The sequence below is a fragment of the Stenotrophomonas sp. 109824_Sma genome (assembly GCF_056480025.1).
In genome coordinates this window covers 373812-400000 of the sequence record NZ_CM151078.1, presented here as the reverse complement: position 1 = coordinate 400000, position 26189 = coordinate 373812, and the positions used below count along the sequence as shown (strand labels likewise).

General features: G+C 68.6%; 24 protein-coding genes (1 of these 24 only partly in view). 15 read left to right on the top strand and 9 right to left on the bottom strand.

The window, feature by feature from the left end:
• On the bottom strand, positions 1-111 hold the 5' end (the start) of the coding sequence (gene tyrS, locus ACZK1G_RS01840; protein WP_049443457.1) for a tyrosine--tRNA ligase. It extends 1101 nt beyond the left edge of the window; the window shows 111 of its 1212 coding nt (coding positions 1-111); it begins with the start codon at positions 109-111; its stop codon lies off the left edge, out of view.
• A 167-nt stretch (positions 112-278) separates the two neighbouring features.
• Between tyrS and ACZK1G_RS01835 the strand changes: the two genes are divergently transcribed.
• Positions 279-1751, top strand: a complete 1473-nt coding sequence (locus ACZK1G_RS01835; protein ID WP_014035710.1) for a M23 family metallopeptidase — start codon at positions 279-281, stop codon at positions 1749-1751.
• 65 nt (positions 1752-1816) lie between these two features.
• Complete coding sequence (locus tag ACZK1G_RS01830) at positions 1817-2944, top strand: anhydro-N-acetylmuramic acid kinase (protein WP_101766369.1); 1128 nt, start codon at positions 1817-1819, stop codon at positions 2942-2944.
• 70 nt (positions 2945-3014) lie between these two features.
• Here ACZK1G_RS01830 and ACZK1G_RS01825 read toward each other — a convergent pair whose 3' ends face one another.
• The 3 genes from ACZK1G_RS01825 to ACZK1G_RS01815 all read right to left on the bottom strand — a co-directional run bounded on the left by ACZK1G_RS01825 (position 3015) and on the right by ACZK1G_RS01815 (position 5425).
• Entirely contained in the window at positions 3015-3245 is a 231-nt protein-coding gene (locus ACZK1G_RS01825) for a hypothetical protein (protein ID WP_005420465.1), read from the bottom strand.
• A gap of 78 nt (positions 3246-3323) precedes the next feature.
• Positions 3324-4628: an AmpG family muropeptide MFS transporter gene (locus ACZK1G_RS01820; protein ID WP_014035708.1), complete on the bottom strand. Its 1305-nt coding sequence runs from the start codon at positions 4626-4628 to the stop codon at positions 3324-3326.
• Positions 4625-5425 (bottom strand): exodeoxyribonuclease III, encoded by an 801-nt coding sequence (locus ACZK1G_RS01815; protein ID WP_004153871.1) that lies wholly within the window; start codon positions 5423-5425, stop codon positions 4625-4627. The genes ACZK1G_RS01820 and ACZK1G_RS01815 overlap by 4 nt, the downstream gene beginning before the upstream one ends.
• A gap of 162 nt (positions 5426-5587) precedes the next feature.
• Here ACZK1G_RS01815 and pyrE point away from each other — a divergent pair, with 162 nt between their 5' ends.
• The 8 genes from pyrE (at position 5588) to ACZK1G_RS01775 (ending at position 15041) form a co-directional block, all read left to right on the top strand.
• Positions 5588-6247: an orotate phosphoribosyltransferase gene (gene pyrE, locus ACZK1G_RS01810; protein ID WP_010486876.1), complete on the top strand. Its 660-nt coding sequence runs from the start codon at positions 5588-5590 to the stop codon at positions 6245-6247.
• Positions 6248-6265: 18 nt separating this feature from the next.
• Positions 6266-6931, top strand: a complete 666-nt coding sequence (locus ACZK1G_RS01805; protein WP_014035706.1) for a hypothetical protein — start codon at positions 6266-6268, stop codon at positions 6929-6931.
• 174 nt (positions 6932-7105) lie between these two features.
• Positions 7106-7198, top strand: coding sequence for a potassium-transporting ATPase subunit F (locus ACZK1G_RS01800; protein ID WP_005407770.1), 93 nt, complete (start codon positions 7106-7108; stop codon positions 7196-7198).
• A gap of 12 nt (positions 7199-7210) precedes the next feature.
• Positions 7211-8920, top strand: coding sequence for a potassium-transporting ATPase subunit KdpA (gene kdpA / locus ACZK1G_RS01795; protein WP_101764782.1), 1710 nt, complete (start codon positions 7211-7213; stop codon positions 8918-8920).
• A gap of 10 nt (positions 8921-8930) precedes the next feature.
• Complete coding sequence (kdpB, locus tag ACZK1G_RS01790) at positions 8931-10988, top strand: potassium-transporting ATPase subunit KdpB (RefSeq protein WP_101764781.1); 2058 nt, start codon at positions 8931-8933, stop codon at positions 10986-10988.
• Positions 10985-11635, top strand: coding sequence for a potassium-transporting ATPase subunit KdpC (gene kdpC, locus ACZK1G_RS01785; protein WP_101764780.1), 651 nt, complete (start codon positions 10985-10987; stop codon positions 11633-11635). The genes kdpB and kdpC overlap by 4 nt, the downstream gene beginning before the upstream one ends.
• Positions 11636-11686: 51 nt before the next feature.
• Positions 11687-14347 (top strand): sensor histidine kinase, encoded by a 2661-nt coding sequence (locus ACZK1G_RS01780; protein WP_049443450.1) that lies wholly within the window; start codon positions 11687-11689, stop codon positions 14345-14347.
• Positions 14328-15041, top strand: coding sequence for a response regulator transcription factor (locus tag ACZK1G_RS01775; RefSeq protein WP_049443449.1), 714 nt, complete (start codon positions 14328-14330; stop codon positions 15039-15041). Before ACZK1G_RS01780 ends, ACZK1G_RS01775 begins: the two co-directional genes overlap by 20 nt.
• Before the next feature lie 313 nt (positions 15042-15354).
• Here ACZK1G_RS01775 and ACZK1G_RS01770 read toward each other — a convergent pair whose 3' ends face one another.
• From ACZK1G_RS01770 to coaBC, 3 genes are read right to left on the bottom strand one after another with little or no spacing between them, the layout of a single operon-like run.
• Complete coding sequence (locus ACZK1G_RS01770; RefSeq protein WP_049443448.1) at positions 15355-17703, bottom strand: phosphomannomutase/phosphoglucomutase; 2349 nt, start codon at positions 17701-17703, stop codon at positions 15355-15357.
• Positions 17704-17715: 12 nt separating this feature from the next.
• Positions 17716-18189, bottom strand: coding sequence for a dUTP diphosphatase (gene dut, locus ACZK1G_RS01765; protein ID WP_014035700.1), 474 nt, complete (start codon positions 18187-18189; stop codon positions 17716-17718).
• The gene (coaBC, locus tag ACZK1G_RS01760) at positions 18186-19475 is read right to left on the bottom strand and encodes a bifunctional phosphopantothenoylcysteine decarboxylase/phosphopantothenate--cysteine ligase CoaBC (RefSeq protein WP_049443447.1); all 1290 of its coding nucleotides are present in this window, start codon (positions 19473-19475) and stop codon (positions 18186-18188) included. Before coaBC ends, dut begins: the two co-directional genes overlap by 4 nt.
• A 199-nt stretch (positions 19476-19674) precedes the next feature.
• On the opposite strand from coaBC, the gene ACZK1G_RS01755 reads away from it, so the two are divergent.
• The 4 genes from ACZK1G_RS01755 (at position 19675) to ACZK1G_RS01740 (ending at position 23795) form a co-directional block, all read left to right on the top strand.
• Positions 19675-20301, top strand: a complete 627-nt coding sequence (locus ACZK1G_RS01755) for a response regulator (protein ID WP_101764779.1) — start codon at positions 19675-19677, stop codon at positions 20299-20301.
• A gap of 70 nt (positions 20302-20371) precedes the next feature.
• Positions 20372-21076: a RadC family protein gene (radC, locus tag ACZK1G_RS01750; RefSeq protein ID WP_101766368.1), complete on the top strand. Its 705-nt coding sequence runs from the start codon at positions 20372-20374 to the stop codon at positions 21074-21076.
• A 109-nt stretch (positions 21077-21185) separates the two neighbouring features.
• On the top strand, positions 21186-22874 hold the full coding sequence (argS, locus tag ACZK1G_RS01745) for an arginine--tRNA ligase (protein ID WP_101764778.1): 1689 nt from the start codon (positions 21186-21188) through the stop codon (positions 22872-22874).
• A gap of 21 nt (positions 22875-22895) precedes the next feature.
• Positions 22896-23795 carry an SPOR domain-containing protein gene (locus ACZK1G_RS01740; RefSeq protein ID WP_101764777.1) on the top strand — a complete coding sequence of 300 codons (900 nt, stop codon included), beginning with the start codon at positions 22896-22898 and terminating at the stop codon, positions 23793-23795.
• Positions 23796-23916: 121 nt separating this feature from the next.
• Here the strand turns inward: ACZK1G_RS01740 and ACZK1G_RS01735 are convergent, their stop codons facing one another.
• Positions 23917-24669 (bottom strand): SDR family NAD(P)-dependent oxidoreductase, encoded by a 753-nt coding sequence (locus ACZK1G_RS01735; RefSeq protein WP_075675571.1) that lies wholly within the window; start codon positions 24667-24669, stop codon positions 23917-23919.
• A gap of 147 nt (positions 24670-24816) precedes the next feature.
• Between ACZK1G_RS01735 and ACZK1G_RS01730 the strand changes: the two genes are divergently transcribed.
• Positions 24817-25284, top strand: coding sequence for a YehS family protein (locus ACZK1G_RS01730; protein WP_014035693.1), 468 nt, complete (start codon positions 24817-24819; stop codon positions 25282-25284).
• Here ACZK1G_RS01730 and ACZK1G_RS01725 read toward each other — a convergent pair.
• Complete coding sequence (locus tag ACZK1G_RS01725) at positions 25253-26140, bottom strand: LysR family transcriptional regulator (protein WP_101764776.1); 888 nt, start codon at positions 26138-26140, stop codon at positions 25253-25255. The two genes, ACZK1G_RS01730 and ACZK1G_RS01725, sit on opposite strands and share 32 nt — an antisense overlap.
• Positions 26141-26189: the final 49 nt, after the last annotated feature.

Here is a 26189-nt window from a genome sequence, read left to right as displayed (position 1 = left end):
CTTGATCCGCAGCGGACGGCCTTCCTGCAGGCGCGCACGCAGATCCTCGAGCTTGAGGATCTCGTCGGCACCGCGGCCGATCAGGGCAAGGGCTTCTTCAATCGAGGACACGTGACTACTCCCGGCAACGCCGATTCTTGTGTGGGGTGTTAAAGCAAAGTTAACCCGATTGGCTTCACAAAAGCCAATGGGCACAAGGGTTTGACGCGGTTTTCTCAGGTGTCTATGGTAACCGGCGATCAGGCCCGCGCTCCCGGGCCGCCAGGAAAAAACCGCCGATGCACAATTCCGAACAAGGGCGCGCACGCAAGCAGCGCTTCCAGGAACGCCTCCACGTCCTGCACGACAACGCCCTGCATCGGAAGCTCAGGCAACACCTTCCCGCCGCCTTCAATGAGCGCTGGACGCGCCGCCATTGGATGCACGCCAGCCTGTTCGCGACCATCGGCGCCCTGGTGGCGACGATCGTCCCCGGTTTCTCGCACACCATCGATGCGCCTTACGCCGACAGCCACACCAGCCTGGCGCTGCCGTTGCCGCCGCTGACCATGGCCCGCCAGCAGCAGGTGCCTGGCGACAGCTGGCAGGTGCTGCGCGTGCAGCGTGGCCAGACTCTGAGCGACCTGTTCGACAAGGCCGGCATTCCGGCCACCACCCTGCACCGGGTACTGGACCATCCCGGCGCACGCGAGGCGCTGACCAAGCTGCGCCCCGGCGCCGAGATCGCCTTCGACATGCCGCTGTCCGGCGACCTGCGCAGCATCCGCTTCGACCGGGATGCCGACAACCGGGTGGAACTGAGCCTGGCCGGCGACGACATCAAGGAAAAGGTGACCAGGCGCGAGACCTCCACGCGCACCGTGGTCACCAGCGGCGAGATCACCAGTTCGCTGTATGCCGCGGCCCGACGGGCCGGGCTGTCGCCGTCGGCGATCGCGACGATGACCGACGACATCTTCAAGTACGACATCGACTTCTCCAAGGACCTGCAGCCGGGCGACCGCTTCAGCGTGGTGATGGATGAAACCTGGCGCGAAGGCGAGAAGGTGGACACCAGCAAGATCCTGGCGGCGACCTTCACCACCGGCGGCAAGACCTACTCCGGCTTCCGCTTCGATCGCAACGGCAAGTCCGAGTACTACGACATCAACGGCCGCTCGCTGAAGAAGAGCTTCATCCGCATGCCGATCCCGTTCGCGCGGCTGAGCTCGACCTTCGGCGCGCGCAAGCACCCGGTGCTTGGCAAGATGCGCATGCACAAGGGCGTGGACTACGCCGCGCGCACCGGTACCCCGATCATGGCCGCCGGCGACGCCCGCGTGCAGTTCGCCGGCGTGCAGAACGGCTACGGCAATGTGGTGATCCTCGACCATGGCCGCGGCCACACCACCCTGTACGGCCACATGTCGCGCTTTGCGAACATCAGGACCGGCCAGCGCGTGGCCCAGGGCACGGTGATCGGCTATGTCGGCTCGACCGGCCTGGCAACCGGCCCGCACCTGCACTACGAATTCCGCGTCAACGGCGAGCACCGCAACCCGCTGACCGTGACCATGCCGCCGCCGGAACCGCTGAAGGGTGCCGAGCTGGTCGCCTTCCGCGCGCAGACCGCGCCGGCCATGGCGCGCATCCAGGGCATGGAGAAGCTGATCTACGCCGATGCCAGCCCGGCACCTACCAGCCGCGACGAGGCCGCCCCCGAAGTGGCCAGCGCCAAGGACAAGCAGGCGACCGGCCGCAAGCGCGGCTGAGCCCCTGCGTTGACGAGGAAGGACGCGGCAGCCCAAGCTTGCCGCGTCCTTTTTTTATGCCTGCCATGAACACGACTGCCGACGCTGACGCCCCCCTGTACCTTGGCCTGATGTCGGGCACCAGCGCCGACGGCATCGACGCCGCGCTGGTGCAGTTCCCCGCCGGCGGTGGCTGCCGCTTCGTGCACGGCCTGACCGCCCGCTGGGAGCCGGTGCTGCGCGCGCGGCTGGTGGCGCTGGGCGAAGGTGGCCCGCTGGATTCGCTGGAGGAGCTGGGCGAGCTGGACGCGCGGATCGCGATCAACTTTGCCGGGGCCGCCAACCAGCTGCTGGCCGAGGCCGGCGTGGATCGCAGCCAGGTGCGCGCGATCGGCTCGCACGGCCAGACCGTGCGCCACCGCCCGCTGGCCAATCCCGCCTTCACCGTGCAGCTGGGCGACGGCAACCGCATCGCCGAACTGACCGGGATCACCACGGTGTCCGACTTCCGCCGCCGCGACGTGGCAGCCGGTGGCCATGGCGCGCCGCTGATGCCAGCCTTCCACCTGGGCATGCTGGGCACCGCCGATGAAGACCGCGCGGTGCTCAATCTGGGCGGCATCGCCAACCTGACCCTGATCCCGCGCGAAGGCGCGGTGCGGGGCTTCGATACCGGCCCGGCCAATGCGCTGATGGATGCCTGGTGCCAGCGCCACACCGGCCGCACCTTCGATGCCGATGGCGCGTATGCCGCCAGTGGCGCGGTGGACGAGGGGCTGTTGGCGGGCTGGCGTTCGGACCCGTGGTTCGCGCTGCCGCCGCCGAAGAGCACCGGGCGCGAGCAGTTCCACCTGGCTTGGGCCGAGGCACACATGGGGGAAGGCGAGTACGCCGCTGCCGATGTGCAGGCCACCCTGCTGGAGCTGACCGTGGCGACCGTGGCCGATGCACTGCTGGCGCAGCAGCCGCAGACCCGGCGCCTGCTGGTCTGTGGCGGCGGGGTGCGCAACCGGCAGCTGATGAAGCGACTGGCGGCGCGGCTGCCGGAGGTGCAGGTGGAGTCCAGCGCGGTGCATGGGCTGGACCCGGAGTACGTGGAGGCGATGGGCTTCGCCTGGCTGGCGCAGCGGACGATGGACGGGCTGGCGGGCAACCTGCCGAGCGTGACCGGGGCGAAGGGGCCGCGGATACTGGGTGCGATCCACCTGGCGTGAGGTGGTCATCCACGCATGGCGTGGATCTACCGGGAACGGCAGTCGAGCATGGCTCGACGCTACAAAGGCGCTAATCGAAGCCCTGCCCTGCGGGCAGGGCCTGCAGGGCGGCGATGGCGTCGGAGAGCGCGTCCACTTCGGGATCACCGAAGCCGGAGCGAACCTCCAGTTCACTGCTGAACAGGCCCTGCTCCAGCAAGGCGGCGCAGGTCTGTTCGTGGGTCCAGCCGCGGGCGACCGCGACTCGTCGGATACGTTCCAGCAGCAGCGGGTCCAGGTCCCGCAGCACAACGTCGGCCATGCTCACTTCCCCGTTCGCAAGGCACCGCCCCCTCGGCGCGTCGGGGGCGATGATCCCGCAGTCCGGGCGCGCAGGCAATCAGGCGACCGGCGGCGGCCCGCGGTCGGCGATACGCGGCCACAGCCAGGCCAGCAGCAGCAGGGTCGGCACCACGGTGACCGAGCTGAGGATGAAGAACGTGCTGTAGGACGTGGCTTCGACGATGTAGCCGGAGACACCGCCGACGAACTTGCCGGGCAGGTTGGCCAGCGACACCAGCAGCGCGTACTGGGTGGCGGTGAAGTTGCGGTCGGTCAGCGACGACATGAAGGCGACCAGCACGGTGCCGGCAAAGCCCTGGAACAGGTTGTCGGCACTGAGTGCGGCATAGAACGCCCACAGCTTGCCCGGGTTGTGCGCCATCAGCAGGAAGGCCAGGTTGGACAGCGCTACGCCCAGTGCGGCCACCAGCAGCATGCGGCGGAAGCCGAATGCGGCCACCGCGATACCGCCCAGGAACGCACCGCCGATCCCCATCCACACGCCGAACAGCTTGGACACGGTGGCGATGTCGGCCTTGTCGAACCCCGAATCGAGATAGAACGGCCCGGCCATCACGCCGATCACCTGATCAGGGAACTTGAACAGGCCGACGAAGGCCAACAGCACCAGTGCCAGCGCCACGCCGTTGCGGCTGAAGAAACTGGAGATGGGTTGGATGAAGGCTTCGGCGATATCGATGCGGCGCTGCACGGCGGTGGCCGGGCGCTCCGGTTCGGCGCACAGCAGAGTGGTGACGATCGGCAGCAGCATCAGTGCCGCCATCGCCAGGTAGGCGACGATCCAGCCTTCGAACTGGGCCAGGTAGAGCGCGCCTGCACCGGCCAGGATCAGGCCGATCCGGTAGCCCAGCGTATAGGTGGCCGCCAGCGCCGCCTGGGCGGCCTGCGGTGCGATCTCGATGCGATAGGCATCGACGGCGGAGTCCTGGGTGGCGCCGGCGAACGACGCCACCAGCACCCACATCACCAGCGGCCAGACACCCTGTTCGGGCCGCACGAAGGCCAGTGCGACCAGGCCGACCAGTACCAGCGCCTGCGACACCAGCAGCCACGAACGGCGGCGGCCGAGCCCGCCCAGCAGCGGGAAGGCATAGCGGTCCAGCAGCGGCGCCCACAGGAACTTGAGCAGGTAGAAGAAGCTGGCCAGGCTGATCAGACCGATGCTGCCCAGGTCCAGGCCGACGTCGCGCAGGCGCGTGGACAGCGTCTGCGAAGCGATCAGCAGGAACGGCAGGCCACTGCCGAAGCCAAGCATGGCCATGGTCAGCGCCGACGGGGTACCGAAAGCGCGCTTGATTCCGGCCCAGCCCTTGTAGCTGACCGGCGTGGCAGCCTCGGTCACAGGTCGTAGTCCACGATGAACGGGGCGTGGTCGGAGAAGCGCTCGTCGCGGTAGATCGAGCAGCTGCGCAGTCGGTCACGCAGGCCCGGGGTGATGAACTGGTAGTCGATGCGCCAACCGACATTGTTGGCGCGGGCTGCGCCGCGGTTGCTCCACCAGGTGTAGTCCTCGCCGGTGGGGTTGAGCAGGCGGTAGGCATCGGCCCAGCCACGGCCGGCGCCGACATCGGTGGCCTGGCCATGGTCGGCGCACAGGGCGTTGAGCCAGTCGCGCTCTTCCGGCAGGCAGCCGGAGTTCTTCTGGTTGGACTTCCAGTTCTTGATGTCCAGCGCCGAACGCACGATGTTCCAGTCGCCGCACAGCACGTAGTCGCGGCCGCTGCGCGCCCACTCCTCGAGGATCGGCCGCAGCCATTCCATCACTTCGAACTTGAAGCCCTGGCGCAGGTCGCCCGAGCTGCCCGACGGGATATAGAAGGAGACCACGCTGAGGTTGCCGTAGCGCGCCTCGATGTAGCGGCCTTCGTCGTCGAACGGGGCCCAGCCCAGCGAGGTGATGACCTGGTCCGGCTCGCGCTTGCTGTAGATCGCCACGCCGCTGTAGCCCTTCTTGGTGATGGCGTCGCGGTAGAAGCAGTGGTGGCCGTCCGGACGGAACATCGGGTCGGTCAGCTGGTCTTCCTGGGCCTTGGTTTCCTGGATGCACAGGACGTCGGCGTCCTGGGCACGGAACCAGTCGAGGAAGCCCTTGGTCGCGGCGGAACGGATGCCATTGGCGTTGAAACTGATGATGCGCATGCGGGGGACCTGCGGCGGGAAACCGGGCAAGCATACCGGTTGCCCGCAGGGCTGCGCAGTCCGCCGGGGCGGGCCCGGACGCCTTTCACATGGCGCTGGACGAGCGCGAAACGCCCAGCTGGATTAGGATTTGTGCTCCAAATGAAGATGAATCGAGTTTTGATGAGCGACCACCGCCACCGTTTCCTGCAGCTGGCCCTGACCGCCGATGCCCTGCGCTTCGGCCAGTTCACCCTCAAGTCCGGCCGGCTGAGCCCCTATTTCTTCAACGCCGGTCGTTTCGACTCCGGTTCGCTGCTGTCGCAGCTCGGCGCCTGCTACGCCGATGCCATCGATGCCACCGGGATCAAGTACGACGTGGTGTTCGGCCCGGCCTACAAGGGCATTCCGCTGGCCACCGCGATGGCCTGCGAGCTGGCCCAGCGCGGCCGCGACCTGCCGCTGTCGTTCAACCGCAAGGAAGCCAAGGACCATGGTGAAGGCGGCCAGCTGATCGGCGCCGACATGAATGGCAAGCGCGTACTGATCGTCGATGACGTGATCACTGCCGGTACCGCGATCCGCGAAGCGCTGGGCATCATCCGCGCTGCCGGCGGCACCCCGGCCGGCATCGTGGTGGCACTGGACCGCCAGGAGATCGCCTCGGAAACCGACCGCCGTTCGGCGGCGCAGTCGGTGGCCGAAGAGGCCGGCATTCCGGTGATCGCCGTGGCGTCGCTGGCCGATCTGCTTGATTTCGCCTCCGGCAACCCGGAACTTGTCGGTTACCGGCAGCCGCTGGAAGCCTACCGGGCCCAGTACGGCGTCCGTTCGATCCGCTGACCGACCAGGGGAAAGGTCATGTCCCGAGTTCCTGCTGTTCTCTTTGCCGGCCTGCTGCTGGCCGTGCCGTTCACCGTGCCGGCGCAGTCGCGCGACGGCGGCAAGGTGGAAAAGAAGCTGTACTGCTGGAACGAGGGCAAGGAGCGGATCTGCAGTGATTCGCTGCCGGCCGATGCGGTCAATCATGCCCGCGAGGAATTCAACGCGAAGAGTGGCCTGCGCAATGCGCAGGTCCAGCGCGCGTTGACCGACGAGGAGCGCGCCGCCGCCAGCACCGTGGCACAGCAGCAGCAGCTGGACCTGATGGCCGAGCAGACCCGCCAGCGTACCGAGCAGGCGATGCTGTCCACCTATGGCAGCGAGGACGACCTGCGCCGGGTGTTTGCCGAACGCCAGGAAGTGCTGGACAACAACCTGAAGACCGCCGAGTACAACGTCACCAGCCTGCGCGAATCGCTGGTGGCGCTGCTGTCGGCGGCCGGTGACCGTGAACTGGCCGGTGGCAAGGTGGCCGACAAGCAGGCCGAGGCGATCCGCCAGCGGCACGTGCAGCTGCAGGCGCAACAGCGCCTGCAGGCCGGGTTCCTGCAGCAGCAGCAGGCGCTGAAGGCCGAGATCGACAGCACCCTGCAGCGCTATCGCGAGCTGAAGGGCGTGGCGCAGGCGGCGGTCCCGGCGGGCTGACCCCGCTTCCGTCGCCGGGCATGGCCCGGCGCTACCCAGGGCCTGGTTACGGGTTGGCCCGCGGAATTTATGCACTCTTTACGCGTCGGCCCGGTCCGGCGCGTAGTGCGTTTATGGGCGGCAGGACGACGATGGCGGCCTGAGGTGGAGGGGTTCCACCAGGACGCTATTGCAATGTCCCCCTGGCTGTCGTTGTTGTGTGGCGTGCTGGTGCTGGTCGCCGCCGCCTATCTTCTTTATGTCGTGCTGCGGCCCGAGTCGTTCTGAGCGGAGCCGGCCATGACTGAGATGCTTGTGATTATTGCCGCCAGCCTCCTGCTGGCGTGGCCGCTGGGCCTGTACCTGGCCCGCGTGATGCGTGGCACGCCGATGAAGGTCGACGTGCTGTTCCACTGGATCGAGAAGCCGCTGTACAGGGTGTTCGGCGTCGATCCGTCGCGCTCGATGTCCTGGCGCGGCTACGTGCTGGCCTTCGTGCTGAGCAACGTGGCGGTCGCGGTCCTGACCCAGGCGGTGTTCATGACCCAGGCCTGGTTGCCGCTGAACCCGGACCAGATCCCGAACATGCGCTGGGACACCGCGCTGCACACGATGATCTCGTTCCTGACCAACACCAACCAGCAGCACTATTCGGGCCAGGCGCAGCTGTCCTACCTCTCGCAGATGACCGGCATCACCGGCCTGCAGGTGGTGACGCCGATGATGGGCCTGGCGCTGGCGGTGGCGACGCTGCGCGCGTTGTTCTCGCGTGCGCCGCAGGCTGCGGCGGCGACCGGTACCGGCGATGACCGCCAGGTCGCGGTGGGCAACTACTACGTGGACGTGGTGCGCCTGTGCGTGCGCTTCCTGCTGCCGCTGTGCCTGGTATGGACCCTGTTGCTGACCAGCCAGGGCGTGCCGTCGACGATGGCCGGTGGCCCGCAGGCCACGCCGATCGACGCCAGCGCCGGCATGGCCGAACAGAAGCTGCCGCTGGGCCCGGTGGCGGCGATGGTCGCGGCCAAGCAGCTGGGTGCCAACGGTGGCGGCTGGTACGGCCCGAACAGCAGCTTCCCGCTGGAGAACCCGACCCCGCTGTCGAACGCGCTGGAAATCGTTGGCATCCTGCTGGTGCCGATGGCGGTGATCTTCATGATCGGCGCGTTCACCGGCCGGCGTCGTTTCGGCGCCCTGCTGTTCAGCTGCATGCTGGGCATGTCGCTGCTGTCCACCGGCGCGATGATGTGGAGCGAAGGGCATAGCGCCAGCGCCGCCACCCCGCTGCTGATGGAAGGCAAGGAAGTGCGCTTCGGCGCCGACGGCACGGCGCTGTGGGCGGCGGTGACCACCCAGGTCTCCAACGGCTCGGTGAACGGCATGCACGATTCGCTGGCGCCGCTGAGCGGTGGCATCGCGATGGTCAACATGCTGGTCAGCGCGATCTGGGGCGGCATCGGCTGTGGCCTGCAGCAGTTCATCGTCTATCTGCTGCTGGGTGTATTCCTGGCCGGGTTGATGACCGGGCGCACGCCGGAACTGTTCGGCCGCAAGCTGGAGACGCCACAGGTGCGCCTGCTGGCCCTGCTGGTGCTGCTGCAGCCGATCACCCTGCTGGTGTTCACTGCGATCACCCTGGCCGTGCCCGGCCTGGCCGGCACCTCCAACCCCGGCTTCCATGGCATCAGCCAGGTGTTCTACGAGTATGTTTCGGCCTACGCCAACAACGGTTCGGGCTTCGAAGGGCTGGGTGACGCCACGCTGTGGTGGAACCTGAGCTGCTCGCTGGTACTGCTGCTGGGCCGTTTCCCGCTGCTGATCATTCCGCTGGTGGTGGCCGCACAGCTGGCTGCCAAGCGCCAGGCCCCGGAGTCTGCCGGCAGCCTGCAGATCGAAACCCCGACCTTCGCCCTGACCCTGGTCTCGGTGATCGTCATCCTGACCGTGCTGCAGTTCATGCCGGCGCTGGTGCTCGGCCCGATCGCCGACCACCTGAGCCTGGGACTGCACTAAGGACACCCTGATGAGTACCCAAGCAAGTTCAACCCGTAGTACCCATGCAGCGCGCCCTGCCCTGCTCGATGGCGCCGGCCTGCGCCGTGCGCTGGTCGAAGCGGTGCGCAAGCTGTCGCCGATGCATCTGGTGCGCAGCCCGGTGATGGCGGTGGTGATGGCCGGCACGATCGTCGCCGCGATCGTCACCCTGACCGGCAATGCGCCGCTGGGCTTCGGCCTGGCAGTGACCGCGATCCTGCTGGTGACCGTGCTGTTCGGCAACTTCGCCGAGGCGGTGGCCGAAGCGCGTGGCCGTGGCCAGGCCGCTTCGCTGCGCCGTGCCCGCCAGGACCTGGTGGCACGCCGGCTGGCGGCGCCGCAGCCAGGCGCGGCAGAAGCCCAGGTGCCGGCCGCCGAGCTGCGCCCGGGCGACCATGTGATCGTCAGTGCCGGTGAGCTGGTGCCGGCCGATGGCGAGATCGTGCAGGGCCTGGCCACCATCAACGAAGCGGCGGTGACCGGCGAATCGGCACCGGTGCTGCGCGAGGCCGGTACCGACCGTTCCGGCGTGATCGGCGGCACCAAGGTGCTGTCCGACCAGATCATCGTGCGGGTGACCGCCGAGCCGGGCCACAGCTTCCTGGACCGGATGATCGCGCTGGTGGAGGGTGCCAACCGCCAGAAGACCCCCAACGAGATCGCGCTGACCCTGCTGCTGGCGGCGATGACGCTGACCTTCCTGGTGGTGGTGGCCACGTTGCCGGCCATTGGTGCCGCGGTCGGCGTCAAGGTCGATCCACTGCTGCTGATCGCGCTGCTGGTGTGCCTGATCCCGACCACCATCGGCGGCCTGCTGCCGGCGATTGGTATTGCCGGCATGAACCGTGCGCTGGCCGCCAACGTGCTGGCCAAGTCGGGCAAGGCGGTGGAAGTGGCCGGCGACGTCGACGTGCTGCTGCTGGACAAGACCGGCACCATCACCTACGGCGACCGCCAGGCCAGCCACTTCCATCCGCTGGCCGGCATCGACGCCAGCCAGCTGCGCGAGGCCGCACTGCTCTCTTCGCTGGCCGACCCGACCCCGGAAGGCAAGTCGATCGTGCGCCTGGCGCGCGAACAGGGCTGCGCCACCGCCGAGCCGGACCATGCCGACTACCTGGCCTTCAGTGCGCAGACCCGCATGTCTGGCGTCGATCTGGAACATGGCCGGCAGATCCGCAAGGGCGCCGCCGATGCGATCCGTGCCCACGTCCAGGCGCTGGGCGGCAACGTGCCGGCGGAACTGGCCGGTCGCGTCGAGCAGGTCGCGCGCAATGGTGCCACCCCGCTGGTGGTGGCCGAGGGCCGCCATGTGCTGGGCGTGATCGAGCTGTCGGACGTGGTCAAGCACGGCATGCGCGAGAAGTTCGCACAGCTGCGGGCGATGGGTATCCGCACGGTGATGATCACCGGCGACAACCCGCTGACCGCCGCCGCCATCGCGGCCGAAGCCGGCGTTGATGACTACATCGCCGAGGCTCGCCCCGAAGACAAGCTGGCACGCATCCGCCAGGAGCAGGCCGGCGGCCGCCTGGTGGCGATGGTCGGCGACGGCACCAACGACGCCCCTGCGCTGGCGCAGGCCGACATCGGCCTGGCGATGAACTCCGGCACGCAGGCGGCGAAGGAGGCCGGCAACATGGTCGACCTCGATTCGGACCCGGCCAAGCTGCTGGCGGTGGTGGAAGTGGGCAAGCAGCAGCTGATCACCCGCGGCGCGCTGACCACCTTCTCGCTGGCCAACGACGTCTCCAAGTACTTCGCGATCCTGCCGGCGCTGTTCGCCGCTGCCGTTCCGACCATGGCCGCACTGAACGTGATGCAGCTGTCGAGCCCGCGCAACGCGGTGCTTGCAGCGCTGATCTTCAACGCCCTGGTGATTCCCGCCCTGATCCCGCTCGCCCTGCGTGGCGTGCGCTTCCGCCCGGCCACCGCCACCGCGCTGCTGCGCCGGAACATGCTGGCGTACGGCCTCGGCGGCGTTCTGCTGCCGTTCGCGGCAATCAAGCTGATCGACCTCCTTCTTGTCCTGGTATTCGGCGCATGAACCGTTCTGTGTCCACCTCATCTTCCCTTCCGCGCGACGCCAAGGCCGAGGCCCGCGTGGCCAGCCTGCAGGATGGCGCCAGCTGGCGCCCGGCGATCGGCCTGGGCCTGGCTACCCTGCTGCTGGCCGGCGCGGTCTACGCCGGCATCGCCACCGGCTTTGCCGGCCTGGCCTACCCGACCCAGGCCGAAGGCAGCCTGCTGCGCGATGACAGTGGCCAGGTGCGCGGCTCGGCATGGCTGTCGCAGCCGTTCACCGGTGACGGCTACTTCCAGGCACGACCGTCGGCCGCCAACTACGACCCGATGGCCGCGGCCGGTTCCAACCTGGCGCGCAGCAACCCGGCGCTGGCCGAACGTGTTGCCGCCAGCACGGCTGCAGTGGCCGCGCGCGAAGGTGTCGCTCCGGCGCAGGTGCCTGCGGACCTGGTCACGCAGTCCGCCGGTGGACTGGATCCGCAGCTGTCGCCGGCGGCGGCGCAGCTGCAGGTGGCACGCGTGGCGCGTGCCCGCGGCCTGCCGGTGGAGCGCGTGCAGGCCTTGGTGCAGGCGAATACCGAAGGGCGCCAATGGGGCCTGTTCGGCCAGCCGCGGGTGAACGTGGTGACGCTGAACTTCGCGCTGGACCATGCGGCCAAGGCGCCGTGATGCCGGCCTGCATCGGCTGCGCGCACAATGGCGGCCATGACAGCGGCCCCCATGACTGATGCACGAACCCGCCAGGCCGACGCCCTGGTCGAAGGCCTGCAACGCGAAGCCGGCGGCAAGCTGACCGTGTTCCTTGGCGCGGCGCCGGGCGTTGGCAAGACCTACACCATGCTGACCCGCGCGCAGGAACAGCTGCGCCGCGGCGTTGACCTGGTGGTCGGGCTGGTGGAAACCCATGGCCGTGCCGATACCCAGGCGCTGCTGGAGGGCCTGCCGCAGCTGTCGTTGAAGGAAGTGGCCTACCACGGCCACACCCTGCAGGAGATGGACCTGGATGCCGTGCTGGCACGGCATCCGGCGCTGGTGCTGGTGGATGAACTGGCCCATCGCAATGCGCCCGGCAGCCGTCATGAGCGGCGCTGGCAGGATGTGATGGAGCTGCTGGACGCCGGCATCGACGTCTGGACCACGGTCAACATCCAGCATCTGGAAAGCCTCAACGACGTGGTGATGCGGATCACCGGCGTGCGCGTCAGCGAGACCGTGCCGGACGGTGTGCTCGACCGCCTGCACGACATCGTGCTGGTCGACCTGCCGCCGCGCGAACTGATCGCGCGCCTGCAGCAGGGCAAGGTCTATGTGCCGGAACAGGCCGCACAGGCCCTGCAGGCGTTCTTCTCGCCGGCCAACCTGACCGCGCTGCGCGAACTGGCGATGCAGGAAGCCGCCGACCGCGTCGACAGCAGCCTGCGCGAGACCCGCGCCGCGCGTGGCGAAGGCAATCTGCCGTTGCGTCGCGGCGTGCTGGTGGCGATCGATGGCGGCGGTCAGAGCGAATACCTGGTGCGCGTGGCGCGTCGCATCGCCGAGCGCCGCGACGCACCGTGGACGGTAGTGACCGTTCAGGGCCGCCGTCAGGATGACGCGACCCGGCGCGAGATCGATGCCGCGTTCGCACTGGCACGGCGGCTGGGCGGCGACGCCGAACTGCTGCACGGATCGAGCATCGCCGATGCTCTGCTCGACCACGCCGCACACAACGGCGTGTCGACCCTGGTACTGGGCCGGACCCGTGAACGGCCGCTGGCGCGGATGTTCAACCGCACCCTGACCCAGCAGCTGATCCAGCGCGGCGCGCATTACGAGATCACCATCATCAGCACGCCGCAGGCACGTGCGCGCTCGCGCCGCGAGGGCCTGCTGCCGCCGGTGCGCGGCATCAGCTACGAACCGGCGCAGGCACTGATCGCTACCGCGCTGGCCTGTGCGGTGGCCTGGCTGGCCGAACGCTGGGTGGGCATGGCCGACCTGTCGATGGTGTTCATCGTCGCGGTGGTGCTGGTGGCTGCGCGCACGCGCGCCAGCGTGGCGGTGATGGCGGCGATCCTGTGTTTCCTCGCCTACAACTTCCTGTTCATCGCACCCCGCTTCACCTTCGCCATCGGTGCACGCCAGGGCGTGATCACCGTGTTCTTGTTCCTGGCCGCTGCACTGGTGGCCGGGCGCCTGGCCTCGCGCCTGCGCATGCAGGTGATCGCGCTGCGTGCGGCCAACCGCCATGCACGTGCGCGCCAGCAGCTGGGCCGTCAGCTGGCCAGTGCCGCTGGCAATGGCGAGGTGGCACAGGCGGGTCGACATGCGCTGGAACAGGCGATGGACGTGCCGGCGTGGCTACGGATCGGCGCGGATACCGCAACCGGTGGCCGCAGCCAGCCCGGTGACACCGACCTGGCCGCCGCCGATTGGGCGCTGCGCCACGGCCAGCCCAGTGGCCGCTTCACCGACACCCTGGCCGGTGCGCAGTGGTGGTTCCTGCCACTGCTGGATGGCGAAGACCGCGCGATCGGCGTGGCCGGCCTGTACCTGCCCGGCGCACAGGCGCGCCTGCTGCCCGAACAGCGGCAGCTGGCCGAAGCGATGGTCGACGACATCGCCCAGGCCGCGCTGCGCACGCGGCTGGTGGCCGAACTGGAGCAGGCGCACGTCAGCAACGAGACCGAGCGACTGCGCTCGGCGCTGCTCTCTTCGGTGTCGCATGACCTGCGCTCGCCACTGGCGGCGATGATCGGTTCGGCCGACAGCCTGGCCAGCTACGGTGCGGCGATGGACACGGCTGATCGCCGCGCCCTGCTGGACACCATCCTGGTCGAGGGCGAACGGCTGGACCGCTACATCCAGAACCTGCTGGACATGACCCGCCTCGGCCATGAAGGGCTGAAGATCAACCGCGACTGGATCGGCGTGGACGAGCTGATCGGCTCGGCCGCGCGGCGCCTGCAGCGCTACCAGCCCAAGGTGCGGCTGGAGCTGGACATTCCGTCCACGCTGGCACCGATCTGGGTACACCCGGCACTGGTCGAACAGGCCGTGTTCAACGTGATGGAGAACGCGGCCAAGTTCTCGCCACCGGACGCCGCCGTGCAGGTACAGGCGCGCGAGCTGGACGGCCAGCTGCGCATCGACGTGATCGATGCCGGCCCCGGCATTCCCGACGACGAGCGTGCGCGCATCTTCGACATGTTCTACAGCGTCGAACGCGGAGACCGTGGCCGCCACGGCACGGGCCTGGGCCTGACCATCTGCCAGGGCATGATCGGCGCGCATGGCGGCAGCGTGCAGGCGCTGCCTGGACGCGACGGTCGCGGTACCCTGATCCGCATCACCCTGCCCCTGCTCAAGCCAGCCTCCCACGATGAGCCCGACCCCGATTGACGCCAGCGTGCCGGCCGCGCGCGTGCTGGTGATCGATGATGAAACCCAGATCCGCCGGTTCCTGGACATCAGCCTGCGCGCGCAGGGCTACCAGGTGCGGCAGGCGGCGACCGGCCAGGAAGGCCTGGAACTGGCCGCCAGCGAAGACATGGACCTGGTGATCCTGGATATCGGCCTGCCGGATATGGAAGGCCACGAGGTGCTGGAACAGCTGCGGCAGTGGAGCCAGGTACCGGTGATCATGCTGACCGTGCGTGCGGGCGAAGCCGAGAAGGTGCGCGCACTGGATACCGGCGCCAACGACTACGTGACCAAGCCGTTCGGCACGCAGGAGCTGATGGCGCGCGTGCGGGCGCTGCTGCGCACGCGCAGCGTGCCGACCGATGGCACACCGCCGGTGTTCGACGATGGCCACCTGCACGTGGACCTGGTGCGTCGCGAAGTCGCCCTCGAGGGTGAACCGGTGGCGTTGACCCGCAAGGAATACGCGTTGCTGTCGCTGCTGCTGCGCAATGCCGGGCGGGTGGTGACCCAGCCGCAGATCCTGCAGGAGATCTGGGGGCCGACCCATCAGCACGACACCCACTACCTGCGCATACTGGTCGGCAAGCTGCGGCACAAGCTGGGTGATTCAGCGCTGGATTCGCGCTACCTGTTCACCGAGCCGGGCGTGGGACTGCGGTTCAAGGGGTGAGGGTGTGCCGACCCACGGTCGGCACCCACCATGCGTGGATGAATATCCATCGAAGAACATCCACGCATGGCGTGGATCTACTGTGTCGACCAAGGTCGACACCTACCAACAGCACCAGGAAACTGTCAGACGTGGGGCGGTGTCGGAGTGCGGGGTGTCAGCCGCATGGATGCGGCTGCCAAGCCTACAGGGACGTACTTGCGGCGTCCCCGCACTCCGACACCGCCCCACCATCCCGCGGATAGCCCGCTTTTGATGTTGATGTTGCTGTTGCCGTTGCTTCGGCGGGTGCCGGGCGCAGCCCGGCCCCACCTCAGAACCCCAGCGGGGTGTCGCCCAGCACCGGCTGCAGCTGGCTGCGGAACAAGGCCTTGATGCGCTCCAGTGCGGCCTCGTCGTTGCCTTCGAACCGCAGCACCAGCACCGGTGTGGTGTTGGAGGCGCGTACCAGGCCCCAGCCATCGGCGAAGTCCACGCGCAGGCCATCGATGGTCGACAGGCGGCCCCCCACATACGGGTTGTCCGGCGACTGCGCCGCCGCCACCAGCATCGCCACCAGCGCATGCGGCGTCCCGTCGGCCACCGGCACCTTCAGCTCTGGCGTGGCGACCATCTCCGGCAGTTCGCCCAGCACTTCGTCCGGGGTTTCCTCGCGCTGGGCCAGGATCTCCAGCAGGCGCGCAGCGGCGTACAGGCCGTCGTCGAAACCGAACCAGCGTTCCTTGAAGAAGAAGTGGCCGCTCATCTCACCGGCCAGCTCGGCATCGGTCTCGCGCATCTTCGCCTTCATCAGCGAATGCCCGGTCTTCCACATCAGCGGGCTGCCGCCATTGCGCAGCACGTGGTCGGACAGCTTGCCGGTGCACTTCACGTCGTAGATCACCATCGCGCCCGGATTGCGCATCAGCACGTCGGCGGCAAACAGCATCAGCAGGCGGTCGGCATAGATGATCCTGCCTTCGCCGGTGACCACGCCCAGCCGGTCGCCGTCGCCATCGAACGCTACGCCGAGGTCGGCGCCGAAGCGCTTGACCGTCTGCACCAGGTCTTCCAGGTTGGCCGGCTCGCTCGGATCCGGGTGATGATTCGGGAAGGTGCCGTCGACGTCGCAGTACAGCGGGATGACGTCGGCGCCGATCGCTTCCAGCAGCTGCGGCGCCAGTGCGCCGGCCACGCCATTGCCGGCATCGGCCACGACCTTCAGCGGGCGGTCCAGCTGCACGTCATCGGCGATGCGCTGGATGTAGTCGGCACTGACATCGCGCTGCTGGTAGTCACCTGGCTCAGCGGCCTGTACCAGGCGGCCCTCGACGATGCGCTGGTAGAGATCGGTGATGGCATCGCCGGACAGCGTTTCGCCGCCGATCACCACCTTGAAGCCGTTGTACTCGGGCGGGTTGTGACTGCCGGTGACCGCCACGCAGGTACCGGTACGCAGGTGGAAGGCGGCGTAGTACACGAGCGGGGTCGGCGCCAGGCCGATGTCGATCACCGCGCAGCCGGCACGGCGCAGGCCCTCGGCCAGTCCGGCCGCCAGCTCGGGTCCGGACAGGCGGCCATCGCGACCAATCACCACCTCGCGCAGGCCCTGCTCCAACGCCACGGTGCCGATGGCCTGGCCGATCAGCGCCGCGGTCTTCGGTGTCAGTTCGCTGCCCACCACGCCGCGGATGTCGTAGGCGCGGAAGATACCGGCAGCCAGTTCTTCGGCCGGCACCGGGGGCGGTGGCGGCGGCGTGGCATCGCCACTGCTGGCTACGGCGGCCACCGGTGGCGGCGCCTGCTGCAGGCTCTCGCTCAGGGTCGGGCCATGGTCGGCCTCGGACGCGGCGGCGCGGCGCGGCAACGGCAGCGACTTCGGCAAGCGGCCGCGACCGACCACCAGCAACACGGCAATGAACGCCAGCAGCAACGCCACAATGGCGCTGGCCAGTGCGCCCAGGCCGAGCGGACCGGCTTCGACATTCGGTACCGACGCGACCAGCCGCAGCGGCGTGCCTGCAACCGGGCGCGCCAGGGCTTCCGCACTTTCGGCCAGGCCCGCGTCGCCCTGGGTGACCAGATCGAACCCACCCTGGCGCAGGCCAAGGAAGCCGGCGGACGGCGCGCGCACCTGGTCCAGCGGCGAGGTCAGCCGCAGCAGCGGTTGGCGGACATAGACGACGGCCGGCCCCAGGCTGCCCAGCTGCACCGGCGCGGCCAGGCCCAGGCGGTTGCCGCCGCCGTCGCGGACCACGCGCAGGCTTGGCCGGGCCTCGGCCAGCGCGGCTTCCAGCAGCGCCAGGCGGGAATACCCGAAGGTGGCCGGATCGGCATAGGCGTTGGTCAGATCGGCCGCCAGCACCTCGACCTGCTCGACCCCGGTCCAGCTCTCGCGCACGGCCAGCGCCGCCGCAGCGGCATCGCCGGCCTGCAGCGCCTGCTGCACGCGATCATTCTTCAACTGCTGCTGCAGCTGCTGCAGCTGGCCCGCAGCGGCCTGCTGCAGGCCCTGCACGGCCTGGTCACGCGCCTCTTCCAGCGCCTGCCCGTTGGCCTCCTGCCGCCATTGCTGCACCGCGCTCCATCCGAACCAGCCGGCCAACAGGATCAACAACACCCCCAGTAGAGGTGCACTGCGACCCAACGACCGTCCCCGCTGTCCTTCCCCGATGCCGCTCATCGATGTCCCCTGTCAACGCACCCCGGTATGGCCGAATCCACCCGCGCCCCGCACGCTGTCGGTGAAAGTATCCACCACCTGCAGGCTCACGCGGGCGATCGGAACCACCACCAGCTGCGCGATGCGATCGCCCGGCTCGATGGTGAAGGCTTCGCGGCCACGGTTCCAGACGCTGATCAGCAGCGGCCCCTGGTAGTCGGCATCGATCAGGCCGGTGCCGTTGCCCAGCACGATGCCATGCCGATGGCCCAGCCCGGAGCGCGGCAGGATCACCGCGCACAGGTTCGGGTCGGCAATGTGGATGGCCAGGCCGCTGGGCACCAGCGCGGTGTCGCCCGGCTGCAGGGTCAGCGCGGTATCCAGCGCCGCGCGCAGGTCCATGCCAGCGCTGGCCTCGGTGGCGTACGCCGGCAGCGGCCAGCTGTCGCCGAAGCGCGGATCGAGCAGCTTGACCTGCAGCGGGTGGGAAGTGGATGCCTGGGTCATGCCTGGAGTCTCCGCGCGATCAGCGCCAGCAGTTGTTCGGCCAGCTCGCGCTTGGAGGTGGCCGGGAATACCTGTTCACCGTCCTGCCAGAAGGCCGTGGCGGCATTGTTGTCGCTCTCGAAACCACCGCCACTGATGCCGACCTGGTTGGCGATCACCAGGTCCAGGCGCTTGTCGACCAGCTTGCCGCGTGCGTACTTCTCCACGTCGTGGGTCTCGGCGGCGAAGCCGACCACCAGCTTCAGCGACTGCGTCTGTGCGGCGACTTCGGCAAGGATGTCCGGGGTACGCACCAGCTCGATCACCAGCGACTGGCTGTCGGCGGTCTTCTTCAGCTTCTGCGCGGCGACCTGGCGCGGCGTGTAGTCGGACACCGCTGCGGCACCGATATAGATGTCGGCAGGCAGCGATTTCAGCACGGCATCGCGCATCTGCGCGGCCGAGCGCACGTCGATGCGCTGCACGCCCGGCGGCGTCGGCAGCTGTACCGGGCCGCTGACCAGCACCACCTGCGCCCCCAGCGTGGCGGCGGCAGCGGCCAGGGCGAAGCCCATCTTGCCGCTGCTGCGGTTGCCGACGTAGCGCACCGGATCAATGTCTTCGTAGGTCGGTCCGGCACTGATCAGCAGGCGCAGCCCCTGCAGGGCACGGGTTTCCGGCGCGGCAACCGTCGCAGCGGCGCCGCCATTGGCCACCAGCGCGGCCACGATATCGCCGGGTTCGGCCAGTCGGCCGGGACCGGATTCACCCTCGGCCAGCGGGCCATCGACCGGGCCGATCACCTGCGCGCCACGCTGGCGCAGCAGGGCGATGTTGGCCTGGGTGGCCGGATGCAGCCACATGCGGTGGTTCATCGCCGGGCAGATCGTCAGCGGTGCGGTACTGGCCAGGCACAGCGTGCTGACCAGGTCATCGGCATGGCCCTGGGCCAGCCGGGCCAACAGATCGGCCGTTCCCGGCGCGACCACGATGCGGTCGGCCCAGCGGGCCAGCTCGATGTGGCCCATGGCCTGTTCGGCCGCGCTGTCCCACAGCGTGGTGCGGGTCGGCTGCCCGGACAGGGCCTGGAAGCTGAGGGGGGTGACGAACTGCTGGGCGCCGGCGGTCATCGCCACCTGCACCTGGGCGCCCGCGTCGCGCAGGCGTCGCACCAGTTCCAGGGCCTTGTAGGCCGCGATCCCGCCTCCGACGCACAACAGCAGTTTCTGGCCTTCCAGCGCGCGGCTGGGCGCGGGGGAAGCGTTGGGGGAGTCAGCCACCTGGAATTCCTGTGCAAACGAGGGCATTAGCTTACCCGATGGTCGGTAATGTCCCGGTGCACAACGCACATAGCGGGCGGCTATCAGCAGATGGGACTTGCACCACGGCGCTTCCGGGGTTCAAGCCACTGCGATTCGGAACTTTCCTATACCTGTAGGCCGATCACGTTTGCAGAATCGTCAGTGGCCACCGCAGGTGTGCCGCTTCGCTTTTCGAGGATTCCGCGTGCACCCGCGCATCATCATCGCCGACGACCATCCCGTCGTCCTGCACGGCATCCGCATCGTGCTGCAGACCCACCTGATGGAGGTCGTCGGCAGCGCGCGCGACGGCTCCCAGCTGCTGCAGCTGGTCGAGCACCACGGTTGCGACGCGGTACTGACCGACCTCTCCATGCCGGGCACCGGCCCGGATGGCCCGGAACTGATCGCTGAACTGCGCGCACGCCACCCGGGCATGCCCGTAGTGGTGCTTACCGGCGCCCGCCATCCCGGCCTGCTCGATGGCCTGCTGCGCGAGGGAGTCAGCGGTCTGGTCGACAAGTGCGCCGATTTCGGCGAGCTGCCGCAGGCCTTGAACGCGGCCATGGCCGGGCAGGTGTTCGTCTCGCAGCAGCTGCGCCACCACCTGCAGGCGCGCGACCTGATGTTCGCGCGTGAACCGGCGGCGCTGTCGGCCCGCGAGCAGGAAGTGCTGGACCTGTTGGCCGCCGGGCTGAAGGTGAACGCCATCGCCGTCCACTGCGGCCGCAGCCCGAAGACAATCAGCCGGCAGAAGGCCGAGGCCAAGCGCAAGCTGGGCCTGCAGAACAACCAGGAGCTGTTCGCTTATCTGCAGTCACGGCGCGACTGAGGCAACAGCCTACCCCGCCGCGCGCCCTGCCCTGATGGGACGCACTACCCGCGCTGGCGATGATGCAGGCATGCCCATCCATGACTGGCCCGAACAGGAACGTCCCCGCGAGAAGCTGATCGCACGCGGCCCCGCCACGCTGTCCGACGCAGAGCTGCTGGCGCTGTTCCTCGGCTCGGGTTTCGGTAGACGCGACGCGGTGCAGACCGCGCGCGACCTGCTGCAGGCGCATGGTCCCCTGCGCGTGCTGCTGGACCGCCCGGCCCGCGAGCTGGCCCGGTTGCCGGGGCTGGGCCCGGCGCGAAGCTGTGCACTGGCCGCCGGGCTGGAGCTGGCCCATCGCTACCTGGCCGCCGAACTGCAGCAGGGCGAGGCAGTCGGCAACAACCCGGCCGCGGTCGGCCGCTACCTGCAGCACCGCCTGCGCGGCCAGGCCCGCGAGATCTTCATGGCGCTGTTCCTGGACAACCGCCACCGCCTGATCGCCTGCGAGGAGCTGTTCCAGGGCACCATCAATGCCGCCCCGGTCTATCCCCGCGAGGTGGTGCGGCGGGCCCTGCTGCACAATGCGGCAGCGGTGATCCTCAGCCACAATCACCCTTCCGGCGACCCTGAGCCCTCCGGCGCCGACACCCGCATCACCGATGAACTGCAGCAGGCGCTGGCACTGGTGGACGTGCGCCTGCTGGACCACTTCGTGGTCGGCGAGGGCCGTCCCGTTTCGTTTGCTGAACGGGGCCTGCTGTCCCCGCCCCAGCCGCGCCTGTTCGGCTGAACAGCCTTGGCCAAGGGCGGGCGCCCCCGCAGGCATGTTCTGGTCAGCGTGGGCGCGGGTATCTGCGCTAAAATGGGCGATTCCGCCGCTCATTCTCACAGCAGGCCTCGTGAAAAATCTCCTCCGCGCCCTGATCAGCCAAGGCATCGAAGCCTTGCGCGCCAATGGCACCCTGCCCGCCGACTCCCTGCCGCCGGACTTCGTGGTCGAGCGCCCGAAGACCCGTGACCACGGCGACTTCGCCACCAACGCCGCGATGCTGCTGGCCAAGGCCGCGCGCAGCAATCCGCGCGTACTGGCGCAGGCGCTGGTCGAGGCGCTGCCGCGCAGCGAGGACGTCAGCAAGGTCGAGATCGCCGGCCCCGGCTTCATCAACTTCCATCTGGCCCCGGCCGCGTACCAGCGCGAAACCGCCTCGGTCATCAAGGAAGCCCACGACTACGGCCGCAACCTGTCCGGCAATGGCCGCACGGTGGGCGTGGAATACGTGTCGGCCAACCCGACCGGCCCGCTGCATGTCGGCCATGGCCGCGCGGCGGCGATCGGCGACTGCGTGGCCCGCGTGCTCGATGCCAACGGCTGGAACGCCAAGCGCGAGTTCTACTACAACGACGCCGGCGTGCAGATCGAGAACCTGGCGCTGTCCACCCAGGCGCGGATCAAGGGCATCGCACCCGACCAGGACGGCTGGCCGGAAGGCGGCTACCGCGGTGAATACATCGCCGATGTCGCCCGCGCCTACATGGCCGGCGCCAGCGTCGATCTTGAAGGCAGCATCGTGGTCGGCGCCAAGGACCCGGACGACATGCAGGCGATCCGCCGTTTCGCGGTGGCTTACCTGCGCAACGAGCAGAACCTGGACCTGGCTGCGTTCGGTGTCGACTTCGACATCTACTTCCTGGAAAGCTCGCTGTACGCCGACGGCAAGGTCGCCGAAGCGGTGGCCAAGCTGCAGGCGTCCGGCCACACCTATGAGGAAGGCGGCGCGCTGTGGCTGCGCAGCACCGACTTCGGTGACGACAAGGACCGCGTGATGCGCAAGTCCGACGGCACCTTCACCTACTTCGTGCCGGACGTGGCCTACCACCTGTCCAAGTGGCAGCGCGGCTACGAGCGCGCGATCACCGAACTGGGCGCCGACCACCATGGCTCGCTGGCGCGCGTGCGCGCCGGCCTGCAGGCGATGGAAGTGGGCATCCCGCAGGGCTGGCCGGAATACGTGCTGCACCAGATGGTCACGGTCATGCGCGGCGGCGAGGAAGTGAAGCTGTCCAAGCGTGCTGGCAGTTACTTCACCCTGCGCGACCTGATCGAAGAAGCCGGCCGCGATGCGACCCGCTGGTTCCTGATCGCGCGCAAGCCCGATTCGCAGCTGACCTTCGACATCGACCTGGCCCGCCAGCAGAGCAACGACAATCCGGTGTTCTACGTGCAGTACGCGCACGCCCGTGTCTGCAGCCTGCTGCGCCAGGCGCAGGAAAAGGGCCTGGTGTACGAGCAGGGCAATGGCCTGGCCAATCTGGGCCGCCTGGCCGACGATGCCTCGCTGGTGTTGATGAACGAGATCTCGCGGTATCCGGAAGTGGTGGAAGCGGCCGGCGTGGCGCTGGAGCCGCACCTGGTGGCGCAGTACCTGCGTGAATTGGCGCATGCCTTCCACACGTGGTATCACGGGACGCCGGTGCTGGTGGACGACGCTACCGATCGCAACGCCAAGCTGACCCTGGCCTGCGCGGCGCGCCAGGTGCTGGCCAACGGCCTCGAACTCCTGGGCGTGAGCGCCCCGGAAAAAATGTAAGCATCAGGAGACGCAGTACACATGGCAGCACGACGCGGCAAAACCCAGGCACGACGCAACAGCAGCAGCCAGGGCACACCCGGATGGGTGTGGCTGGTGGCCGGTGTGGCGATCGCCGCTGTGGTGTTCCTGGCGGCGCCGAACCTGTTCAAGGGCGAAGGCGATGGCTTCCTGCGCGCCGGTCCGCAGCCGAACCCGAACGCGCAGCCGGCCCCGGTTGCTGATGCCGACAGCGATGTCGGCACCCAGCCGGCCGCGCAGCCGGCCACGCCGAAGCCGGCCGAACCGGAGAAGCCCGCCGCGACGCAGTACGACTTCTACACCCTGCTGCCGGGCAAGGAAGTGGAAATGTCCGACGCCGAACTGGCCGCCAGCGCGCGCGCCGAGGACCAGCGCCGGGCCAAGGCCGAAGCGTCGCGCGCGCAGGCCGCGCTGGAGGGCAAGCCGGTACCGCCGGCGAGCACGGCCACGCCGGCACCGACCGCAACGGCCAGCGTCGCCAGCACCGCACCGGTGACCGCGACCAACCGTCCGCTACCGGCACCACTGAGCGAACGCCCGGCTGCGGCAACCCCGTCGGCCAGCACCGCACCGGCGTCGACCAGCACGGCGGCCGCCACCCCGGCGCCGCGTGCGGAAACCGCGCCCACCGCGCCGGCGACCACGGCCGCACCGGTGGCCGCCGACAACGCGCGTTACATCCTGCAGGCAGGTGCCTTCGGTGCGTCCGGCGATGCCGAAGCCACCAAGGCCAAGCTGGCCATGATGGGCCTGGCGGCACGCGTGGAGTCGGCGCAGATCAACGGCAAGACCGTGTATCGCGTGCGCATGGGGCCGTACGGCAGCGCCGGCGAACTGTCTGAAGCGAAGCAGAAGCTGGATGGCACCGGCCTGCAGGCGATGGCGATCAAGGCGCAGTGAGTCTGTCGATGTGAATGAAAAAGCCGGGCATTGCCCGGCTTTTTTTTGTCTGTGTAGAGCCGAGCCTATGCTCGGCTTCTGTTCAAAGCAGTCGAGCATGGCTCGACGCTACAAACGGCCATCAGCCCTCTCGGGCGACCTGGAATCCGGCGAACGACTGGCTGACCGGCATCAGCTCCAGGCGATTGATGTTCAGGTGCGGCGGCAGCGTGGCCACCCAGAAGATCTGTTCGGCGATGTCTTCGGCGGTCATCGGATTGGCGCCGGTATAGAGCTTGTCCGACGCAGCCTGGTCGCCATGGGTACGCACCACGGTGAACTCGGTCTCGGCCATCCCCGGCTCGATCGTGGTCACGCGCACGCCGGTGCCGTGCAGGTCCGAGCGCAGGCCCAGCGAGAACTGGCTGACGAAGGCCTTGGTGCCACCGTATGCGTTGCCGCCCGGGTACGGGTAGACGCCGGCCACCGACGAGATGTTGATGATCGCGCCCTTGCGCTCCACCAGCTGCGGCAGCAGGCGATGGGTCAGGGTCACCAGCGCGGTGATGTTGGTGTCGATCATCGTGGTCCAGTCCGACAGCCTGGCGCTCTGTGCCGGTGCGGTGCCCTGCGCCAGGCCGGCGTTGTTGACCAGCAGATCGATCTCACCGAAAGCCGGCGGCAGTGCCAGCAGGGCCGCTTCCATCGCGACCGGATCGCGGATATCGAAGGCGGCCGCATGCACCACGTCCTTGCCGTAGCGCTCGACCAGCGGCTGCAGGCGTTCGCCGCGGCGGCCGGTGGCGATCACCTTCCAGCCGGCCTGGGCGAAGCGGTGAACGGCGGCGGCGCCGAAGCCGGACGTGGCGCCGGTAATCAGGACAGTGCGGGTCATCAGGCAACTCCAGGGGGAAAACCAGACCCCCATTCTGGCACCGTCGGTTGGCCTCTGTGTTGCCGGATCGGCCAGATCCGGGGTCAGATCCCCCTGCTCCGCAAAGGGATCTGACCCCAGCTGCGGGGTGACCGGTACAATTGCACCATGATCAACAATGATGTCCTGCGCAGCGTGCGCTACTCCCTGGACCTGGGTGACCAGCACGTGGTGACCCTGTGCCAGATGGCCGACCCGGCCTTCGCCGTGGATACCGAACAGGTGAAGGCCTGGCTGCGCCGCGAGGACGAAGCCGGTTTCGAGGCGATGAACGACAGCGCGCTGGCCCACTTCCTCGACGGCCTGATCGTGCACCTGCGCGGTCGCGACGAGAGCCAGCCGCAGCGTGCGGTGGAAACCCGCATCGACAACAACCTGGTGCTGAAGAAGCTGCGCGTGGCCTTCCAGCTGCGCGACGTGGACCTGATGGAGATCTTCGCCAGCGCCGGCTTCAACGTGTCCAAGTCGGAAGTCGGCGCGCTGTTCCGCCAGCCCGGCCACGCCAACTACCGGCGCTGCCTGGACCAGATGCTGCGCAACTTCCTCAAGGGCCTGAGCCTGCGCCTGCGCGGCTGAGCACGGCCTCGACGAAGGCGCGCGCGGCCGGCGTCGGCAGCCGCTGCCAGACCAGGTGCACGCGCCGGGTCGGGGTCGGCTGCAGTGGAATCTGAACCACACCCTGGAAACCTTCGGCGATCAACGCCGGCACGATGCCGACTGCCAGCCCATGGCGGACGAAGCGCTCGACCAGTTCCATCAGGTTGACCTCGAAACGCACCGTGTGCGGCAGCCCCGCGGCGGCGAAGGCATCATCGGTCTGCCGGCGCGCACCGGTACCACGCGGGAAGTCGACCAGCGCTTCATCCTGCAGCGCGGTCAAGGGCAACCGTTCGCACCCGGCCAGCGGATGCGATGGCGCCAGCACCGCCACCAGATCCTCCTCCTGCAGCATGCGGTGACAGACACCGTCCAGCGCTGCCGACGGCGCCAGACCGACCAGCGCCACGTCCAGCGCACGTGACTGCACCTGCGCGATCAGATCCTCGCTCTTGTCCACCCGCAACTGGAACTCCACCTGCGGGTGCGCCTGCTGGAAGGCCGCCAGCATCGCCACCACATCAATGTCGGTCAGCGAGGAGATCTGCCCGATCGCCAGCAACCCGCGCACCTCGCCACTGACGGCAGCCACGTCGGCACGCAGATGGCGCAGGCTGGCCAGCACCTGGCGTGCGTGCACCAGCAGCGCCTCGCCGGCGGCGGTGGCCCGCACCTGGCGTGGCAGGCGCTCGAACAGCGTTGTGCCCAGTTCCTGTTCAAGATGGGCGATCTGGTGGCTGAGCGCGGACTGCACCACGTGGCAGCGCTCGGCGGCACGGGTGAAATTGCCCTCTTCGGCCAGCGCCACGGCGAATTCGAGCTGCTTGAGATTCACGCAACCATCTCATTTTCAGATGACAGGGATGATGATGATTCATTTCCAT

Bases quoted from the DNA above. Each gene is read 5' to 3' on its own strand.
- ACZK1G_RS01770 (WP_049443448.1), bottom strand. From the start codon at position 17,703: ATGAGCGGCATCGGGGAAGGACAGCGGGGACGGTCGTTGGGTCGCAGT.
- ACZK1G_RS01740 (WP_101764777.1), top strand. From the start codon at position 22,896: ATGGCAGCACGACGCGGCAAAACCCAGGCACGACGCAACAGCAGCAGC.
- radC (WP_101766368.1), top strand. From the start codon at position 20,372: ATGCCCATCCATGACTGGCCCGAACAGGAACGTCCCCGCGAGAAGCTG.
- ACZK1G_RS01815 (WP_004153871.1), bottom strand. From the start codon at position 5,425: ATGCGCATCATCAGTTTCAACGCCAATGGCATCCGTTCCGCCGCGACC.
- kdpB (WP_101764781.1), top strand. From the start codon at position 8,931: ATGAGTACCCAAGCAAGTTCAACCCGTAGTACCCATGCAGCGCGCCCT.
- ACZK1G_RS01825 (WP_005420465.1), bottom strand. From the start codon at position 3,245: ATGGCCGACGTTGTGCTGCGGGACCTGGACCCGCTGCTGCTGGAACGT.
- ACZK1G_RS01735 (WP_075675571.1), bottom strand. From the start codon at position 24,669: ATGACCCGCACTGTCCTGATTACCGGCGCCACGTCCGGCTTCGGCGCC.
- ACZK1G_RS01775 (WP_049443449.1), top strand. From the start codon at position 14,328: ATGAGCCCGACCCCGATTGACGCCAGCGTGCCGGCCGCGCGCGTGCTG.
- ACZK1G_RS01800 (WP_005407770.1), top strand. From the start codon at position 7,106: ATGTCCCCCTGGCTGTCGTTGTTGTGTGGCGTGCTGGTGCTGGTCGCC.
- ACZK1G_RS01730 (WP_014035693.1), top strand. From the start codon at position 24,817: ATGATCAACAATGATGTCCTGCGCAGCGTGCGCTACTCCCTGGACCTG.
- ACZK1G_RS01780 (WP_049443450.1), top strand. From the start codon at position 11,687: ATGACTGATGCACGAACCCGCCAGGCCGACGCCCTGGTCGAAGGCCTG.
- ACZK1G_RS01830 (WP_101766369.1), top strand. From the start codon at position 1,817: ATGAACACGACTGCCGACGCTGACGCCCCCCTGTACCTTGGCCTGATG.
- ACZK1G_RS01835 (WP_014035710.1), top strand. From the start codon at position 279: ATGCACAATTCCGAACAAGGGCGCGCACGCAAGCAGCGCTTCCAGGAA.
- coaBC (WP_049443447.1), bottom strand. From the start codon at position 19,475: ATGCCCTCGTTTGCACAGGAATTCCAGGTGGCTGACTCCCCCAACGCT.
- ACZK1G_RS01805 (WP_014035706.1), top strand. From the start codon at position 6,266: ATGTCCCGAGTTCCTGCTGTTCTCTTTGCCGGCCTGCTGCTGGCCGTG.
- dut (WP_014035700.1), bottom strand. From the start codon at position 18,189: ATGACCCAGGCATCCACTTCCCACCCGCTGCAGGTCAAGCTGCTCGAT.
- pyrE (WP_010486876.1), top strand. From the start codon at position 5,588: ATGAGCGACCACCGCCACCGTTTCCTGCAGCTGGCCCTGACCGCCGAT.
- kdpA (WP_101764782.1), top strand. From the start codon at position 7,211: ATGACTGAGATGCTTGTGATTATTGCCGCCAGCCTCCTGCTGGCGTGG.
- kdpC (WP_101764780.1), top strand. From the start codon at position 10,985: ATGAACCGTTCTGTGTCCACCTCATCTTCCCTTCCGCGCGACGCCAAG.